At 69.4% G+C, this 17,735-nt stretch carries 17 protein-coding genes and 1 other RNA gene; 5 read left to right on the top strand and 13 right to left on the bottom strand.

Annotated features, from left to right (window positions below):
* Position 1 precedes the first annotated feature (1 nt).
* Together ACSQ9A_RS24030 and ACSQ9A_RS24035 are read right to left on the bottom strand one after the other, a co-directional pair.
* Entirely contained in the window at positions 2-967 is a 966-nt protein-coding gene (locus ACSQ9A_RS24030) for a tripartite tricarboxylate transporter substrate binding protein (RefSeq protein ID WP_093103982.1), read from the bottom strand.
* 141 nt (positions 968-1,108) lie between these two features.
* Entirely contained in the window at positions 1,109-1,552 is a 444-nt protein-coding gene (locus tag ACSQ9A_RS24035) for a helix-turn-helix domain-containing protein (protein WP_093103981.1), read from the bottom strand.
* Positions 1,553-1,627: 75 nt separating this feature from the next.
* Here ACSQ9A_RS24035 and ACSQ9A_RS24040 point away from each other — a divergent pair, with 75 nt between their 5' ends.
* Positions 1,628-2,482, top strand: a complete 855-nt coding sequence (locus ACSQ9A_RS24040) for a class I SAM-dependent methyltransferase (protein ID WP_436305468.1) — start codon at positions 1,628-1,630, stop codon at positions 2,480-2,482.
* Between the two features lie 161 nt (positions 2,483-2,643).
* Here the strand turns inward: ACSQ9A_RS24040 and ACSQ9A_RS24045 are convergent, their stop codons facing one another.
* The 9 genes from ACSQ9A_RS24045 to ACSQ9A_RS24085 form a co-directional block, all read right to left on the bottom strand.
* Positions 2,644-3,672: a Bug family tripartite tricarboxylate transporter substrate binding protein gene (locus tag ACSQ9A_RS24045; RefSeq protein ID WP_093103977.1), complete on the bottom strand. Its 1,029-nt coding sequence runs from the start codon at positions 3,670-3,672 to the stop codon at positions 2,644-2,646.
* Between the two features lie 103 nt (positions 3,673-3,775).
* On the bottom strand, positions 3,776-4,267 hold the full coding sequence (locus ACSQ9A_RS24050; protein WP_093103976.1) for a nucleoside deaminase: 492 nt from the start codon (positions 4,265-4,267) through the stop codon (positions 3,776-3,778).
* Positions 4,268-4,281: 14 nt separating this feature from the next.
* Positions 4,282-5,484 (bottom strand): amidohydrolase family protein, encoded by a 1,203-nt coding sequence (locus tag ACSQ9A_RS24055; protein ID WP_436305469.1) that lies wholly within the window; start codon positions 5,482-5,484, stop codon positions 4,282-4,284.
* Positions 5,481-6,455, bottom strand: a complete 975-nt coding sequence (gene corA / locus ACSQ9A_RS24060) for a magnesium/cobalt transporter CorA (RefSeq protein ID WP_436305470.1) — start codon at positions 6,453-6,455, stop codon at positions 5,481-5,483. Before corA ends, ACSQ9A_RS24055 begins: the two co-directional genes overlap by 4 nt.
* Before the next feature lie 134 nt (positions 6,456-6,589).
* A complete protein-coding gene (locus ACSQ9A_RS24065) occupies positions 6,590-7,369 on the bottom strand; it encodes a slipin family protein (protein ID WP_093104171.1) in 780 nt (259 codons plus the stop codon).
* 2 nt (positions 7,370-7,371) lie between these two features.
* Complete coding sequence (locus tag ACSQ9A_RS24070; RefSeq protein WP_436293649.1) at positions 7,372-8,718, bottom strand: NfeD family protein; 1,347 nt, start codon at positions 8,716-8,718, stop codon at positions 7,372-7,374.
* Between the two features lie 74 nt (positions 8,719-8,792).
* Entirely contained in the window at positions 8,793-10,034 is a 1,242-nt protein-coding gene (locus ACSQ9A_RS24075; protein WP_436305472.1) for a dihydrolipoamide acetyltransferase family protein, read from the bottom strand.
* Positions 10,035-11,048, bottom strand: coding sequence for an alpha-ketoacid dehydrogenase subunit beta (locus ACSQ9A_RS24080; RefSeq protein ID WP_436305473.1), 1,014 nt, complete (start codon positions 11,046-11,048; stop codon positions 10,035-10,037).
* Positions 11,045-12,292, bottom strand: coding sequence for a 3-methyl-2-oxobutanoate dehydrogenase (2-methylpropanoyl-transferring) subunit alpha (locus tag ACSQ9A_RS24085; protein WP_436305474.1), 1,248 nt, complete (start codon positions 12,290-12,292; stop codon positions 11,045-11,047). The genes ACSQ9A_RS24080 and ACSQ9A_RS24085 overlap by 4 nt, the downstream gene beginning before the upstream one ends.
* A 164-nt stretch (positions 12,293-12,456) precedes the next feature.
* Here ACSQ9A_RS24085 and ACSQ9A_RS24090 point away from each other — a divergent pair, with 164 nt between their 5' ends.
* Complete coding sequence (locus tag ACSQ9A_RS24090) at positions 12,457-12,948, top strand: tetratricopeptide repeat protein (protein WP_436305475.1); 492 nt, start codon at positions 12,457-12,459, stop codon at positions 12,946-12,948.
* 272 nt (positions 12,949-13,220) lie between these two features.
* Here the strand turns inward: ACSQ9A_RS24090 and ACSQ9A_RS24095 are convergent, their stop codons facing one another.
* Positions 13,221-14,228: a Bug family tripartite tricarboxylate transporter substrate binding protein gene (locus ACSQ9A_RS24095; protein ID WP_436305476.1), complete on the bottom strand. Its 1,008-nt coding sequence runs from the start codon at positions 14,226-14,228 to the stop codon at positions 13,221-13,223.
* 114 nt (positions 14,229-14,342) lie between these two features.
* On the opposite strand from ACSQ9A_RS24095, the gene ACSQ9A_RS24100 reads away from it, so the two are divergent.
* Genes ACSQ9A_RS24100 through ACSQ9A_RS24110 form a run of 3 tightly spaced genes read left to right on the top strand, consistent with a single transcriptional unit; the run spans position 14,343 to position 17,358 of the window.
* The gene (locus tag ACSQ9A_RS24100) at positions 14,343-16,010 is read left to right on the top strand and encodes an MBL fold metallo-hydrolase (protein WP_436305477.1); all 1,668 of its coding nucleotides are present in this window, start codon (positions 14,343-14,345) and stop codon (positions 16,008-16,010) included.
* On the top strand, positions 16,007-16,717 hold the full coding sequence (locus ACSQ9A_RS24105; protein ID WP_436305478.1) for an RNA pseudouridine synthase: 711 nt from the start codon (positions 16,007-16,009) through the stop codon (positions 16,715-16,717). Before ACSQ9A_RS24100 ends, ACSQ9A_RS24105 begins: the two co-directional genes overlap by 4 nt.
* Complete coding sequence (locus tag ACSQ9A_RS24110; RefSeq protein WP_436305479.1) at positions 16,717-17,358, top strand: Pr6Pr family membrane protein; 642 nt, start codon at positions 16,717-16,719, stop codon at positions 17,356-17,358. The genes ACSQ9A_RS24105 and ACSQ9A_RS24110 overlap by 1 nt, the downstream gene beginning before the upstream one ends.
* On the opposite strand, the gene rnpB is transcribed toward ACSQ9A_RS24110, so the two are convergent.
* Positions 17,353-17,681, bottom strand: an RNA gene (rnpB, locus tag ACSQ9A_RS24115) — RNase P RNA component class A. The genes ACSQ9A_RS24110 and rnpB overlap by 6 nt on opposite strands.
* Between the last annotated feature and the right edge of the window lie 54 nt (positions 17,682-17,735).

Here is a 17,735-nt window from a genome sequence, read left to right on the forward strand (position 1 = left end):
GTCATTCGTCCTTCATGCCCGTGGCCTTGACCACCGCGCCCAGGCGCGCGCGCTCGGCATCGACGAACTGCACGAAGGAGGCGCGCGTGCCGCCGATCGGCTCGATGCCCATCCCCTTGAGCTTGTCGGCGATGGCCGGGGTCTTCATGGCCGCGTCGATGGCGGCGCTCATCTTGTCGAGCACCGCCTCGGGCGTGCCGTGCGGCGCATGCACGCCGGCCCAGTGGGCGATGCGCACGTCCGGGAAGCCTTGCTCCGAGGCCGTGGAGAGCTCCGGATAGGCCGAGATGCGCGTGGTCCAGGTGTTGGCCAGCGCCTTCAGCTTGCCGCTCTTGAGGTAGGGCAGCGCGACGATGCTGGCCTCCGACGTCGCCTCGACCTGCTTGCCGAGCACCGCGGTGATCGACTCCGAGCCGCTCTTGTAGGGCACCACGTCGAGCTTGGCGCCGTACTTCGTCTCCAGCATGCCCTCGACGAAATGCGGCGTGCTGCCGGTGCCGGCGGTCGCCCAGTGGAAGCCGGCGCCCGTCTTGGAGGCCGCGATGAATTCCTTCAGGTCCTTGTAGGGCGCGTCGGCCGGCACCAGGATCACCGAGGGCGCGAGGCCGATCATGCCGACCGGCACCAGGTCGCTGTCCTTGTAGGGCAGGTGCTTCTTGATCATGCTGTTGGAGATCACGCCGGCCGCGCTCACCAGGAAGGTGTAGCCGTCGGGCGCGCTCTTGGCGACGATGTCCGCGCCCAGCGTGGCGCCGGCGCCGGGCTTGTTGTCGACCACGATGGGCTGGCCCAGCGCCTTCGATGCGCCTTCGGCCGCGGCGCGCGCCATCAGGTCGTTGGCGCCGCCGGCCGCGAAGGGCACGACCAGTCGGATCGGCTTGGCGGGCCAGGTCTGGGCGGACACAGTCCCGCAGGCCAGCGCGGCTGCCAGGCCGGCGAGCAGGACGAGTCGGGAAGAAAGATGCATGGCGATGTCTCCAGGTACGTGTTGTGAGGGATGCCGCAGCGTGGCTGGCGGCAAGTATCGACACGCACCGTACTGAAGGGAACGCCGTTTTGCGTTGCTTTTACATAAGCGCGGCTTATGGGCGCGCGGCGCTGCGCTGGATCAGGCGATGCGTGCCGGTGGCTGCGGAGCCCTCTTCTTTCGCGCTCCGACAGCGCCGGTCGCGGCGGCCTGCAGGATGCGACGGAAGGTGGGGCATTCCATGTGGCTCGGTGCGGGGCAGGCAGCGGCGTGCAGCAGGCCGTCGCGCATGGCGCTCAGTTTGCGGATCGTCTTGTCCAGCTCCTGCGCCTTGGCCGCGAGCATCTGGCGGTCGATGCGCGGCTGCGCCTCGCGCGTGAACAGGAGCGCGATCTCGTCGAGCGAGAAGCCGGCCGCGCGCCCCAGCGCGATCAGCGCCAGCCGCTCCAGCACGCCGGGATCGAACAGGCGGCGCAGGCCGCGCCTGCCGGTGGAGGCGATCAGCCCCTTTTCGTCATAGAAGCGCAGCGTCGACGCGGGAACGCCGGATCGCTGCGCCACCTCGGCGATGTCCAGGTGCATCATTCTCTTGACCTCAAGTCGACTTGAAGTTGCACAGTCTAGCTTCCGCCTCTCGAGGGCAAGCAAAGGAAAACGACCATGGATGCCACACTCCAGACCGACAACAACGAGCAGACGGCGCTTTGGAACGGCCGCGCAGGGCGTGCCTGGGTCGAGGCACAGGAGGTGATCGACCAGGTGCTCGAGCCCTTCGAAGACCTGCTGGTCGAAGCGGTCCGCGCCGGCCCCGGGCAGCAGGTGCTCGACGTCGGCTGCGGTACCGGCAGCACGACGCTCGCCGTTGCGCGGCTGCTCGGCGCGACGGGCCACTGCATCGGCGTCGACATTTCGGATCCGCTGATCGCCGCCGCCCGGGCACGCGCCGAACGGGAAGACACGCCGGCAAGCTTCATCCGTGCCGACGCGCAAATCCACGCCTTCGAGCCCGCAAGCTTCGACCTGATCATGTCGCGCTTCGGCGTCATGTTCTTCGACCACCCGGTCCTGGCCTTCGCGAACCTGCGGCGCGCCGCACGGGACGACGCCAGGCTCCGCTTCATCGTCTGGCGGAGTGCCGCGGAGAACCCGTTCATGACGACGGCCGAGCGCGCGGCGGCACCGCTGCTGCCGAACATGCCCGCCCGCCAGCCGGGCGCGCCGGGACAGTTCTCCTTCGCAGACCGGCATCGGGTCGCTGCCATCCTGCAAGAGAGCGGCTGGGCCGGGATCGACATCCGGCCGATCGATGTCGACTGCACCCTGCCCGAGAAGGAGTTGGTCGGCTACTTCACCCGGCTCGGTCCCGTCGGCCTGATCCTTCAGGAGGTGGACGAGCGGACGCGCGCGCAAGTCATCGACACCGTCCGCGCCGCCTTCGATCCCTATGTGCACGGAACCGAGGTTCGCTTCGCCGCCGCCTGCTGGATGGTCAGTGCCCGAGCGCCGTCTGCGTAAGCCGCACAGGAGGAGGCCGCCAGTGTCTGAGGGGCAGTGCAGCGGCTCTTAATCGAAGCCCGTTCCAGAAACACCACGGAACCGGCTTTGCCGGGCCGTCGGTGTCGCCCCCGGTGAGGGGGTTGGCGTAGCGACACGAAGTGCGCGAAGCCTGGGGGAGTTCAAGTCTCCGAGCGAATGCCCCGCATCAGGATCACGCCGCCCAACTGCGAGGTGTCGGAGCGCATCCGGTAGGCCAGCGCTTGTGGCGTGCCGGCCTGCGCTTGCCAGCCCGCCTTCAGCAGTTGCTGCTGCACTTCGGCGGAGCGAAGCACCTCGCCCAGCGCCGCGTTGAGCCTGGCCACCGCCGGCTTGGGCAGGCTGGCCGGGGCCGCGAGCGCGGTCCAGATCTCGAGGTCGGCGCCGCGCACGTCGGCTTCGCGCAGCGTGGGCAGCTCGCTGAACAGCGGGCTGCGCAGGGGAGAAGTGACGCCGAGGGCCTTGAACTTGCCCGAGGCCACATGAGGCTTCGCGAGGCCCGGCGGCAGCAGCGCCATCTGGATCTGTCCCGCCAGCATGGCGGCGATGACCTGCGGATTGCCGTTGAAGGGCGCGTGCTGCGGCGAGATGCTGGTGCGGGTCTTCAGCAGTTCCATGCCCAGGTGGCCCACGGTCCCGACGCCGGGCGTGCCGTACTTGCCCTTGTCGCCGAGGTTGCGCGCCCACAGCAACAGCTCGGTGGCGTTCTTGCCCACGGCGTCGCCCGAGACCGCGAGCACCAGCGGCGCGGTGCCGATCAGGCCCACGGGCGCGAAGTCTTTCTCGGGGTCGAAGGGCGTGGCGGGATTCAGCAGCTTGGCGATCGTCAGGTTGCCGTTGATCAGTGCGCCGATGGTGTGATCGTCCTGCGCCTTGGCCACCAGGTCGGCCGCGAGGTTGCCGCTGGCGCCGGGCTTGTTCTCCACCGTCACCGGTTGGCCCAGCAGCTTGGAGAGCGGCTCGGCGATGGCACGCGCCGCGAGGTCGGGCGAGGCGCCGGCCGGGAAGCCGACCAGGATGCGCACCGGCTGGGTCGGCCAGGCGCCGGGGGCGGCGGAACCGGCGGGGCGCGCGGCGCGCGGCGCGGTGGAAGACGTTGCCTGTTGGGCCCACGCGGCCGGGGCACAGGCCGAGGCGGCGAGGCTTTGGAGCAAGCGGCGTTTGGAGATCATGAAGCGGCGGATGTTGCAAAAATAAGTAACACGACGTTACGCGACACCGTCTTCCGGCGCAAGACAACCAAATGCTTCGTCGGGCCCGCACGCCCACCGGTGCTCAAGCCTTTTTCGACGCGGCCCAGGTCGCCAGGATCTGCACCGCTTCGCGATCCATCTTCTGCTCCGCGGGCAGCGTCCGCCGCTCGATCGGCGCACCGGCCTCGGCACGCAGGTCTTCGATGTCGATCGGGTGGCGCGCCTCTGTCGGCAGCCCGGCGAAGGCCTGGCCCGACTGCGCAAGCGAGGCCGCGTAGTAGAGCCTGGCGATGCCCGCGATGCGCATGGCGGCCACGCACAGGGCGCAGGGCTCGCACGAGGTGTAGAGTTCGCAGCCGCTCAGGTCCACGCGCTGCAGATTGCGGCAGGCATCGCGGATGGCCTCCACCTCGCCGTGCGAGGTCGGGTCGAAATGGGCCACCGAGTGGTTGAAGCCCTCACCCACCACGCGGCCGTCCTGCACGACGACGGCGCCGAAGGGTTCGGTGCCCGGTGTGTGCAGCGCCTGCGCCGAGAGCGCGATGGCGCGCCGCATGAATTCTTCCTGGTACATCGTCGTCTGCTCCTTCACACGGGAACCGCATCCGACAGCAGCGCCCCATCGCGCGCCACGACGCGGCCGCCCGCCACCACGAGCCGCCGCACCGGCCGCGCCACCACCGCCTCGGCGACGGTCTGCGCATCGACCAGCACCAGGTCGGCCCGGCAGTCCGGCGCCAGGCCATAGGCTTCGAAGCGCAAGCCGCGCGCGCCCGCATGGGTGACGCAGTCGAGCGCGACCTCGATCTCGTCGTCGCGCCGCAGGTTGTAGCGCAGGCCGATCAGCATCGCGCGCTCCAGCATGTCGGGGCTGCCGTAGGGCGTCCAGGTGTCGCGGATGCCGTCGTTGCCGCCGAGCACGGTGACGCCGGCGCGGCGGCAGGCCATGAGCGGCGGCACGCTGCGCGAAGGCGGCGCACTGGTGACCAGCACCACGCCGAGCGCGGCCATGCGCGCCAGCAGCGCCTCGCATTCGCGCTCGGGCAGGTCGCCCAGGCAGAAGCCGTGGCTGATCGCGACCTTGCCTTGCATGCCGAGCGCTGCCGTGCGCGCGAGGATCAGGTCGAGCGAGAAGGAGCCCATGGCGCCGGGCTCGTGCAGATGGATGTCGAGCGGGCAGCCGCGGCGCTCGGCGATGGCGAAGAGCGCGTCGAGCGAGCGCACCGGATCGCCGTCGATCGCGCACGGGTCCAGGCCGCCAAGCACGTCGGCGCCGCGGGCGATGGCCTGGTCCAGCAGCTCGGCCGTGCCGGGCCGGCCCAGGAGGCCCGATTGCGGGAAGGCGACGATCTGGATCTGCTGCAGCGCCTGCATCGTGTCGCGCGTCTGCAGCACGCCTTCGAGATGGCGCAGCCCTGCCTGGGTGTCGATGTCCACGTGGGTGCGCAGCCGCGTCGTGCCGCGCGCCAGGAAGGCCCGGGCCAATGCCAGCGACTGCGCGGCCGCGTCATGGCCGCTGGCCTGGCGAAAGGCGCGCTCGTTGTCGATCCTGTCGATGAGCCGGGTGCCGACCTCGTTGCGGTACCAGTCCATGCCCCACAGCGTCTTGTCCAGGTGCGTGTGGCCTTCGACCAGGCCGGGCAGCAGGAGCGCGCCGCCGCCCTCCTCCACCGCGCAGCCGGCTGCGGCGTGCAAGGCCGGGCCGAGGGCCGCGATGCGGCCGTCCTGCACCAGCACGTCGGCAGGGGCGGCGCCCATGGGGCGCACATGGCGGATCAGAAGCATGCTCACACCCAGCCCGCACGCCGGAAGCGGTAGTACAGGTAGGCGCAAAGGCTCGCGATGAGCGCCAGCGCGGCCGCATAGCCGTAGCGCCATTTCAGCTCGGGCATGTGCTCGAAGTTCATGCCCCAGAGGCCGGCGAATGCGGTGCACACGGCGAAGATGGCGGCCCAGGCCGCGAGGCGCTTGGTCACTTCGCCGTCCTCGATGGTGACCATCGAGAGGTTGACGTGGATCGCGGTGCCGATGGTGTCGCGGATCGAGTCGATGGTGTTGTTGATGCGGCTCAGGTGGTCGACCACGTCGCGGAAGTACTCCTGCGTGCTAACGCAGATCTGCGGCACGCGGCCGCCGTGCAGCTTGCCGGTGCCTTCAAGCAGCGGCGCGACCGCGTGCTTGAGCAGCGTCAGGCGCTGCTTCAGTTCGTAGAGGCGCTTGATGCTGTCGCGCGCGGCGCCCTTGGTGAAGATGCGCTGCTCGATGGTGTCGAGTTCGTCCTCGAACGCATCGATGATCGGGAAGTAGCGGTCGACCACGGCATCCATCAGCGCGTAGAGCACGAAGCCCGGACCGTTCTTGAGCAGCTCGGGCTCGCGCTCGCAGCGCTCGCGCACTTCGGTGAAGCCGTGATCGCTGCGGTTGCGCACCGACACCACGTAGTTGCGCCCGACGAAGACGTCGAGCTCGCCGACCGTGAGCGTGGCGGGCTCGCCGGCACCCGCTTCGAGCAGGTGCATGACGACGAAGAGCGAATCGGCGTACTCCTCCACCTTCGGCCGCTGGTGGCCGTTGTGGGCATCTTCCACGGCCAGCGGATGAAGACCGAACTCGGCCTGCACTTCGGCCAGCTCTTCGGGCGTGGCGTCGCGCAGCGCCACCCAGACGAAGCAACGCGGCAGCGACGCGTACTCGCTGATTTCGGAAACGGGAATGTCGGCCAGCTTGGTGCCGTCTTCGTAGACAACGCAGTTGATGAGCATGCGGGGCGCCGGGGCAATAGGGAAGACGAGGCATCTTGCCACGCGCGAGCGGCGTCGCAAGGGCGCGCAAGTCTTTACGCGCAACCGCTGATCGTCACGCTGACCAAGACGCTGTAGGTCGCCCGGCGCCGACGCTACGGCGCGTCGGCCTTCTTCTTGATCCATTGCAGCAAGGGTCCGATGACCTCCAGCGGCAAGGGAAACACGATGGTCGAATTCTTGTCGGCGGCGATCACGGTCAGGGTTTCCAGATAGCGCAACTGCAGCGCCTGCGGCTGGCGCCCCAGAATCTCGGCCGCTTCGGCCAGCTTGACCGAGGCCTGCAGTTCGCCCTCTGCATGGATCACCTTGGCGCGCCGTTCGCGCTCGGCCTCGGCCTGCCGCGCGATGGCGCGCACCATGTTCTCGTTGAGATCGACATGCTTGATCTCGACGTTGGTCACCTTGATGCCCCAGATGTCGGTCTGCGCCTCGAGGATCTTCTGGATATCGAGATTGAGGCGCTCGCGCTCGGACAGCAAGTCGTCGAGTTCGTGCTTGCCGAGCACGGCGCGCAGCGTGGTCTGCGCCAGCTGGCTGGTGGCCTCGAGGTACTTCTCGACCTGGATGATCGCTTTCTCCGCATCGATCACGCGGAAGTAGAGCACCGCGTTCACCTTCACCGACACGTTGTCGCGCGTGATCACGTCCTGGCTCGGGATGTCGAGCACCATCACGCGCAGCCCCACGCGCACCATCTGCTGGATGCCGGGGATCAGGATCACCAGGCCCGGCCCCTTGACCTTCCAGAAGCGGCCGAGCTGGAACACCACGCCTCGCTCGTACTCGCGCAGGATGCGCAGCGACGCCGCGGCGAGCATCACCGCCAGCACCAGGAGCAGAGCGATGAGCGCGACGCTGAAATTGAAGAACATGGTCATTGGCCGTCCGGGGCCACCTGCAGCACGACACCTTGCACGCCGCTGACCCGGACTCGTCCGCCGGTATGCAGGTCACCCGCGCCGGTCACGCGCCAGTAGTCGCCCTGGATCTGCGCCCAGCCCTCGCCGTCCGAGAACTCGACCAGTTCGCCAGTGGTGCCCACGAGGGCCGAGATGCCGCTCTTCACCGGCCGCCGGCGCGCCTTCGCGGCCATGCCGGCGACCGCGAGGATGAACAGGGCCGAGACCGCGCTGATCACCGCCACCACCCACAGCGGCACGCCGAAGCCCGGCGCGTCGCTGTCGATCAGGAGCACGGCGCCGATCGCGAAGGCCGCGATGCCGCCCAGCCCCAGCACGCCGAAGCTCGGCAGAAAGGCCTCGGCGATGAGGAAGGCCACCCCCAGCAGGATCAGCGCCAGTCCCGCGTAGTTGACCGGCAGCATCTGCAGGCCGAACAGCGCCAGCGTCAGGCAGATGGCGCCCACCACGCCGGGCAGCACGAAGCCGGGGTTGGAGAACTCGAACAGGAGGCCGTAGATGCCGATCATCAGCAGGATCAGCGCCAGGCTGGGCTCGGTGATCACCGACAGCAGCCGGCTGCGCCAATCGGCGTCGAAGGCGAGCAGCTGCGCGCGCTGGGTGGCCAGCCGCACGGTGCCATGCGCCAGGCTCACTTCGCGCCCATGCACCTGCATCAGCAGGTCGGCCACGTCGCGTGCGACCAGGGTGATGACCTTTTTCTCCAGCGCCTCCTGCGCCGACAGGCTCACCGACTCGCGCACCGCCTGCTCGGCCCAGTCGGCATTGCGCCCGCGCAGCTGCGCCAGGCTGCGGATGTAGGCCGAGGCATCGGCCAGCCGCTTGGCGCTCATCGCATCGGGAGCGGGCTCGGCACCCTTCTCGGAAGAGGACGGCGGCTTCGGCTCCGGCCGGCCCGGCGTCGGCATGCCGATGGCCACCGGCGTCGCCGCGCCGAGGTTGGAGGCCGGTGCCATGGCTGCGATGTGGCTCGCGTAGAGGATGTAGGTGCCGGCACTCGCGGCGCGGGCGCCGCTGGGCGCCACGAAGGTCGCCACCGGCACGGGCGAAGCGAGGATGTCCTTGATGATGTTGCGCATCGAGGCGTCGAGCCCGCCCGGCGTGTCGAGCTGCAGCACGGCGAGCTGCGCCTGTTCCTTGGCAGCCAGCGCGAGGCCGCGGCGCACATAGTCTGCGGAAGCGGGCCCGATGGCGCCCTCGACCTGCATCAGGACCACGATGCGGGGCGCCTCGGGAGCCGCGGCAGACACAGCTTCGGCGCTGGCCACAGCCGCAGCTTGGGCCAGGAGGACCAGTCCCATCAACCATGTTCTGGCGGACCTCATAGCTGGATTCTAGGAGTCGCGGGCGCCGCTGTCACACACTGCAACAGGCCCTAGTCGACAAAGAGCAAGGCCGGGCATTCGAGCAAGGCCCGCACGGCCTGCACGAACTCGGCCGCAAGCTGGCCGTCGACCACGCGGTGGTCGAAGGAGGAAGACAGGTTCATCATCCGGCGCGCGACCACCGCGCCGTCCTGCATCACCGGGCGCAGCGCGATGCGGTTGACGCCGACGATCGCCACCTCGGGCGCGTTGATGATCGGCGTGGAGGCGATGCCGCCCAGGGCGCCGAGGCTGGTGATGCTGATGGTCGAGCCGCTCAGTTCGTCGCGCGTGGCCCGGCCCGCGCGCGCGGCCTCGGCCAGGCGCGCAATCTCGGCCGCGCTGGACCACAGGTCGCGCGCTTCCGCGTGGCGCAGCACCGGCACCATGAGGCCGGCCGCGGTCTGGGTCGCGATGCCGACGTGCACTGCGCCGTGACGCGTGAGCACGCCCGCCTCGTCGTCGAAGCGGGCATTGATCTGCGGGAAGCGCGGCACCGCCAGCACGACGGCACGCACGATCAGCGGCAGCAGCGTCAGGTGGGCCCGCTCGCGGCCCCAGCGTTCGTTGAGCCGCGCGCGCAGCAGCTCCAGTTCGGTCACGTCGATCTCCTCGACGTAGGTGAAGTGCGGGATGCGGCGCATCGCATCCTGCATGCGCTGGGCGATGCGGCGGCGCACGCCGGTCACGGGCACGGCTTCCTCGTCGTCCTGCTGCGCATAGCGCGCCGCACTCGCCGCCTGCGGACCGGGCCGCCGGACCAGCCAGGCGTCGAGGTCCTCGTGCAGGATGCGGCCGTCCACGCCGCTGCCCGGCACCTGCTGCAGATCGATGCCGAGCGCCGCGGCCCGATGGCGCACCGCGGGCGAGGCAGTCGGCTTGCCGGTGGATGGCAGGCTCGTGCGTTCGGCCGGCGCGGTCTCAGGTGCTGGTGCTGGTGCTGGTGCTGGTGCAGGCGTGGCCGCGGGCGCGGGCGTGGGCGTGGGCGGCGCCGCGCCGGTGTTGTCGCCACCCTCCACATCGATGCGGATCAGCTCCGCACCCACCGCCATCTGCTGCCCCACTTCGCCGCCGAGCGCAAGCACCTTGCCCGCGACCGGCGACGGGATCTCGACGGTCGCCTTGTCGGTCATCACGTCGGCCAGCACCTGGTCTTCGGCCACCGTGTCGCCGGGCTGGACCCGCCATGCCACCAGTTCCACTTCGGCGATGCCTTCGCCGATGTCCGGCACCTTGATCGCATGCGTGCCCATTCAGTTCTCCATGACGCGCCGGAAGGCCGCGCCCACGCGTGCCGGGCCCGGGAAGTAGGCCCACTCCTGCGCATGCGGATAGGGCGTGTCCCAGCCGGTCACGCGCTCGATCGGCGCCTCGAGGTGATGAAAGCAGTGCTCCTGCACCAGCGCCGTCAGCTCGGCGCCGAAGCCGCTGGTGCGCGTGGCCTCGTGCACGATCACGCAACGGCCGGTCTTCTTGACCGAGGCGACGAGGGCCTCCAGGTCCAGCGGCCACAGGCTGCGCAGGTCGATGATCTCGGCATCGATGCCGGCTTCGCGCGCGGCCGCCTCCGAGACGAAGACCATGGTGCCGTAGCTGATCACCGTCAGGTCGGCGCCGGGGCGGAACACGGTGGCCGATTCGAGCGGCACCGTGTAGTAGCCCTCGGGCACCTCGCCCAGCGGATGGGCCGACCAGGACACCAGCGGCCGGTCGTGGTGGCCGTCGAAGGGGCCGTTGTAGAGGCGCTTGGGCTCCAGGAAGATCACCGGGTCGTCGTTTTCGATCGAGGCGATCAGCAGGCCCTTGGCATCGCGCGGATTCGAGGGCATCACCGTGCGCACGCCGCAGACGTGCGTGAACAGCGCCTCCGGGCTCTGGCTGTGCGTCTGGCCGCCGTAGATGCCGCCGCCGCAGGGCATGCGGATGGTGATCGGCGCGCTGAAGTCGCCGGCCGAGCGGTAGCGCAGCCGCGCCGCTTCGGAAACGATCTGGTCGTAGGCCGGATAGAAGTAGTCGGCGAACTGCACCTCGACCACCGGGCGCAAGCCGTAGGCGCCCATGCCGATGGCCGAGCCGACGATGCCGCCTTCGGAGATCGGCGCATCGAACACGCGCGAGCGGCCGTACTTGGCCTGCAGGCCCTCGGTGCAGCGGAAAACGCCGCCGAAGTAGCCCACGTCCTGGCCATAGATGACGACGTTGTCGTCGCGCTCGAGCATCACGTCCATCGCCGAACGCAAGGCCTGGATCATGGTCATGGCGGTCATGACGCTGCTCCGGACTGCATCTGCTCGCGCTGCCGCTTCAGGTGCTCCGGCATGTCCTTGTAGACATCCTCGAACATCGCCGCGGCGCTGAACAGGTGCCCATCGGCCAGCGATCCGTAGCGCTCGGCTTCCTTCAGCGCGGCGTTGACCTCGGCCTCCAGTTTCGCCTGCGTCTCCTCGTGCTCCTGCTGCGACCAGGCGCCGATGCCCGTCAGGTGCTGCGCCAGCCGCGCGATCGGATCGCCGAGCGGGAAGTGCGCCCAGTCGTCGGCCGGCCGGTAGCGCGAGGGATCGTCCGAGGTCGAATGCGCCCCGGCGCGGTAGGTGACCCACTCGATCAGCGTCGGCCCGAGGTTGCTGCGGGCGCGCTGCGCGGCCCAGCGCGAGGCGGCCAGCACGGCGAGGAAGTCGTTGCCGTCGACGCGCAGCGAGGCGATGCCGCAACCCACGCCGCGCGCCGCGAAGGTGGTGGCCTCGCCGCCGGCGATGGCCTGGAAGGTCGAGATCGCCCACTGGTTGTTGACCACGTTGAGGATCACCGGCGCTCGGTAGACGTGGGCGAAGGTCAGCGCCGTGTGGAAGTCGGACTCGGCGGTGGCGCCGTCGCCGATCCATCCCGAGGCGATCCGGGTGTCGCCCTTGATCGCCGAGGCCATGCCCCAGCCCACCGCCTGGATGAACTGCGTGGCCAGGTTGCCCGAGATCGAGAAGAAGCCGACGCGCTTCATCGAATAGCACACCGGCAACTGCCGCCCCTTGAGCGGGTCGCGCTCGTTGGACATCAGTTCGCAGATCATGTCCACCATCGACACGTCCTCGCGCGCCAGCAGCAGGCCCTGCTGGCGGTAGGTGGGAAAGCACATGTCGCCCTGCTGCAGCGCCAGCGCATGGCCAATGGCGATGGCCTCCTCGCCGAGGCACTGCATGTAGAAGGAGATCTTCTTCTGGCGCTGCGCGATCAGCATGCGGGCGTCGAAGATGCGCGTCTTCAGCATCGCGACGAGGCCGCGGCGCAGCAAGGCTGCATCCGCCTCCGGCACCCACGGGCCGACGGCACGGCCCTCGTCGTCGAGCACGCGCACCAGTGTGTAGGCGAGGTCGCTGGTGTCGGCCGGCGATGCGTCCAGCGGCGGCCGCCGCACCTGGCCGGCGCGCGAAATATGCAGGTAGGAAAAATCGGTCTCATGACCCGGCCGCCCGGTGGGCTCCGGCACATGCAGACGAAGAGGTGCGCCCTGGCTCATCGCGTTGTCTCCGCGCTCGATGGGATCGCTCGCAAGACAAAGCCTAGCGAATTTCAGGCACCGGCGCAGCCGGCGAACTGCGAGAAGTCTCGCTTGACACCTGCGGCCGACAGGACTCGAATTCGATAGGGAGCGAGCGGCGGAGCACTCATCAGGAGCACATCATGCGCAAGAAGATCCTGGCGACGATGGCCTGTCTCGCTTGCCTGAGCCTGCCCGCATGGCCCGCGGGCGGTGGAGGTGGAGGTGGAGGCGGGGGCGGTGGCGGCCCGTCGCAGCAAGAGCTGGACCCCGACTACCGCGCCGGCCAGGCCGCCGTCAAGGCCGAGCAATGGGCCGAAGCCCTGCCCCCGCTCCAGGCGGCCATCCGGACCGATCCCAGAAATGCCGACGCATGGAACCTGCTGGGCTTCGCCTATCGCCACCTGGGCGACATGGACAACTCCTTCAAGCACTACGAGCGCGCCCTGCAGCTCAACCCCGGCCACCGCGACGCACACGAGTACGTGGGCGAGGCCTATCTGCAGGTCGGCCAGCTCGAAGGCGCGGAGAAGCACCTGAAGGCGCTCGACAAGCTCTGCTGGTTCCCCTGCGAGCAGTACACGGAGCTGAAGGAGAAGATCGCGAAGTTCAAGCGCTCGCGCGCCGGGGAATAGGTTCTGTTGACATGTGGGGGCGCGGAGGCGGGCGGTGTGCCCTGTGCCGGCCGACGTCACCGGCCCTTCGGGCTTCCCTGCGCTGCTCGCGACAGGCGGGGTCCGCGCAAACTCGCTTCGCTCAAACACGCGCGGCCCTTTTTCCGCCTGCCGCTGTGCCGCTCGGCAGTGCCTCAACGGCCGGCCCAGGGCACACCGCCCGCAGCCGTGGAGGAGCCTGGGTCGCATCCAACCCCCGAAGCCCGGCATGCGTCTAAGGGGCTGGCGCCTCCTCAGTCGATACTCACGTTCGCCGCCTTCGCCACCTCGGCCCACTTCACCCGGTTGGCGTGAACGGTGGCCTTGAACTGCGCGGGCGTTTCGATGCGCACCGTGTTGCCCTGGCCCTCGAACTTCTCGCGGATCTCGGGCTGTTCGAGCACGGCCTTGATCGCGGCATTGAGCTTGTCGACGATGCGCGCATCCGTGCCCTTGGGCGCGAAGACGCCGAACCAGATCGAGCTGTCGAAGCCCTGGGTGCCGGCGATGCCGCTCGCGGCAATGGTCGGCACTTCCTTCACCGCCGCCACCGGCTTGGCGGTGGTGACGCCCAGCAGCCGCACCTTGCCCGCCTTGTACTGCGGCAGCACGGTCTGCACCTGGTTCATGATGCAGCAGGTCTCGCCGCGCACCACCGAAGCGATGGCCTCAGGCCCGCCCTTGTAGGGCACGTGCACCATCTGCAGGCCGAGGCGCGAGTTGAGTTCGGCAAAAGCCATGTGGGTGCCGGCGCCGTTGCCGGTGGAGGCATAGTTGTACTTGCCGGGGTTGGCCTTCACGAGTTCGACGAACTCTTTGAGCGTCTTGACGTTGATCACCTCGGGATTGATCGTGAGCACGTTGGAGACGTCGAGCACCGGTGCCACGGGCACGAAGTCGGCCTCGACGTCGAAGGGCAGCTTCTTGTAGAGCGCCGCATTGCTGCCGTGCGTGGCGGCGGTGCCGAAGGCAAGCGTGTAGCCGTCGGGCCTGGCGCGCGCCACGTACTCGCTCGCGATGTTGCCGGCGGCGCCGGACTTGTAGTCGATCACCACCGGCTGGCCGAGCTTCTGCTGCAAGGGCTCCTGGATCGTGCGCGCCACCACGTCGACGCCCGAGCCGGCCGGGAAGCCCATGATCAGCGTGACGGGTTGCTGCGGCCACTCGGCCTGGGCAAGAGCAGCGGGCGCAGCGCAGGCGCCGAGGGCGAGGCCGGCGGCAGCGAACAGACGGCGCGAACGGCTGGAGAGAGAATGGGGCATGACTGTCCTTCGAAGCGGATGGAGCAAGCGCCGATTGTGGCGCGAGGCTCATGCGAAACCCTGTCGAAGCTTATGCAGCACAGCTCTCTGATCGCCTCTCGATAATTGCGCCCCATGGTCCGCCCCACCCAACAGCTCCATCCCCCGCGCGAACCGGCGCCGCCGCTCGCCGCCGCCACCGTGCTGCTCCTGCGCGACACGCCCGAAGGCATCGAGGTCCTGATGACGCGGCGCTCCGCCAGCGCGAGCTTCGCGCCCGGCGCCTATGTGTTCCCCGGCGGCCGCATCGACGAAGGCGACCGCGCCGCGCACCGCATCGCTTTGCGCCGGCCCACGCAAAGCGAACAGCAGCTCACGCAGGCCGTGGCCGCGGTCCGCGAGAGCTTCGAGGAGCTCGGCGTGCTGCTCGCGCACCACGAGGATGGCCGCCCCGTGAGTACCGAAGAGGTGGCGGCGATGGACCGCAGCACGGCCGCGAGCGCCATCGCCCTGGCCGACCAGTGCACGGCGCGCGGACTGCGGCTGGCGACCGACGAGCTCTTCACCTTCGCGCACTGGATCACCGACCGCGACCTGCCCAAGCGCTTCGACGTGCCCTTCCTGGTGGCGCGCATGCCCGAGGGCCAGACGCCGACGGCCGACGAGACCGAACAGTTCGAGCCCTGCTGGGTGCGGCCGGCCGATGCGCTCGCGCGCCACAAGGCGGGCGGCTTCCTCATGATCTTCCCGACCGTGCGCACGCTGGAGCGCATGGCCGCCTACGACTCGGTCGACGCCCTGCTCGACGCCTGCGCCCACCGTGCAGACGGCGAAGGCCCGCTGTTCACCAGCTGTCCGCGCGCCGGCCTGCTGCGCGGCCAGGAGGCGCGCTATATGGAGCGCGACTCGCCCTACGGGGAACTGGCGCTGGTCTGCCCCGACGGCCAGATCGTGCATGCGCTCGACTGGCAAAGCGAGGCGCCGGTGCCGCTCTTGAAGAACGTGCAGCGCCTGACCGCGCCGAACCCCGGCGCGATGACCGGGCCCGGCACCAACAGCTACATCGTGGGCGATGCGGCCAGCGGCTACATCGTGATCGACCCGGGACCGAACGACGCGGGCCACATCGAGCGGCTGCACCGCGCGACCGGCGGCGACATCCGCATGATCGTCTGCACCCATTCGCATGCCGACCACTCGCCGGGCGCGGCGCCGCTGCAGGCGTTGTGCGCAGCATCGAAGCCGGCCATCCTCGGCCTGCCCTCGGCGCCGACGGCACGCGCCTCGGCGCGCTTCGCACCGGACCGCACGCTGCAGGACCAGGAACGCCTGGTGCTGCACGGCCCGGACGGCACCACGCACACGCTGCGCGCCGTCCACACCCCCGGCCACGCGGCCAACCACCTGTGCCTGGTGCTGGAGGAGGACGGACTCCTGTTCTCCGGCGACCACGTGCTCAACGGCAGCACCACGGTGGTCGATCCGCCGGACGGCAACATGAACGCGTACCTCGATTCGCTCGACAGGCTGGATGCGCTCTGCGCCGAGGGCGAGGTGCGCTTCATCCTGCCGGCGCACGGCTACGTGCTCGGCGAGGCGCGTGCCGCCATCGCGTATCTGAAGGCGCACCGCCTGAAGCGCGAGGCCAAGATCGCCGCCGCGATGCAGCGCCTGCCGCAGGGCACACCCGAGGACTGGCTGCCGCTCGCCTACGACGACGTGCCCGAACGCATGTGGCCGGTGGCCGCGCGTTCCCTGGCCGCGCATGTGGAACGCATCCGGCAACTGGCGCAAGCTCGATGACCGATAGCGACGAAGGCATCCGCCTGGCCAAGCGCGTGGCCGCGATGGCCGGTTGCTCGCGGCGCGAAGCAGAGCTGCTGATCGAGAACGGCGCGGTGCGCATCGACGGCGAACCGGCACTGCTGCCGCAGACGCGCGTGCACGCGCACCAGCAGGTCGAGATCGAGCGCGGTGCGCGGCCCGAGCCGGTGGTGCCGGTCACGCTGCTCCTGCACAAGCCGGCCGGCACGCCGACCGACAACGCGCACCGTCTGCTGGTGCCCGCCAACCACCACGAGCCCGAACGCGCGGGCCTGCGCTTCCTGCCGCGCCACGTGGCGGCCCAGCGCTGCATGACGCCGCTCGAAACCGGCGCCAGCGGGCTCGTGGTCTTCACGCAGGAGTGGCGCATCGAGCGCAAGCTGCAGGAAGACGCGGGCATCCTCGAGAACGAAGTGATGGTCGACGTGGCCGGGCCGGTCGGGCCCGATGTGCTGGCGCGGCTCGAACGCGCCGCTGCGGCGCGCGTCAGCATCGGCCAGCAGGCCGAAGGCCACACCGGCCTGCGCTTTGCGATCAAAGGTCCGCGGCCGGGGCAGATCGCTCACCTGTGCGACGAGGCGGGCCTGCGCATCCTCGCGATGAAGCGCATCCGCATCGGCCGCGTGCCGCTCGCGGGCCTGCTGCCCGGCCAGTGGCGCTATCTGCTGCCGAACGAGCGCTTCTGATGCCCACGCCCGTGCGCCGGTTCGCCGCCGCAGCCGCACTCATCGGCTGGGCCGCACTCGCGCTGCAGCTGGTGCTGTCGATCGGGCTAGCCACGGCCGGCGGGAGGCCGGCCGGCTGGGGCGTCTTCATGTACCTCGGTTACTTCACCATCCTGACCAACCTGCTCGCCGCGCTGGCACTGACGGCCGCGGCAACCGTTGCGCAAGGCGCGTTGTGGCGCTTCTTCCGAAGGCCCGGCGTGGCGAGCGCGATCGGCGCCAACATCGCGGTGGTGGGCCTGGTCTACTTTTTCGTGCTGCGCCACATCTGGAATCCGCAGGGCCTGCTGTGGCTGGCCGACGTGCTGCTGCACTACCTGATGCCAGTGCTCTTTCTCGTCTACTGGTGGATCGCGGTGCCCGCGCACGGCCTGCGCGGGGGCGACATCCCGTACTGGTGGACCTATCCGCTGGGCTATCTTGTCTATGCACTGGTGCGCGGCGCGATCGCCGGGGTCTATCCGTACCCCTTCATCGACGTGGGTGCGCTGGGCTATGGCCGCACCGCGCTCAATGCGGTGGGCGTGCTGATCGGCTTCTCGCTGGTCGCCGCGCTGCTGGTGGCGATCGGCCGCAAGAAGCCGACCCCGAAAAAAGTGTGAAGCGCGCCTGTAGGCCGGATTCTGTGCGTTGAGGTTGCCCCCAACGTGACCGCCATTACTCTGGGCCGTTTGTCGCCAAACGGCTCGGTGCCACCTACCCGCCAGCTCTGCGGAACCACATCGACGCTGGCCTACTTGGTGTTGCTGCGCGCAGAGATTGCCCGTTTCACCCGACCGGGGTTGCCCCCGGCCGACTCGTCTCTGTTGCTCTGATCCTCACCTCGCGGTGGAGAGCCGTTAGCTCCTGCGCTGTCCTGTGCAGTCCGGACCTTCCTCCAGTGCGCTCTTTCGAGACTTGCACCAGCGGCGGTCTGGCGCGCTTCACACCATGGATTATCGCGACAATGGCAGCCCGCTTCGCGCGCCACGAAAGAATC

It is taken from the genome of Variovorax sp. LjRoot290 (assembly GCF_964253985.1).
Taxonomy (GTDB): domain Bacteria; phylum Pseudomonadota; class Gammaproteobacteria; order Burkholderiales; family Burkholderiaceae_C; genus Variovorax.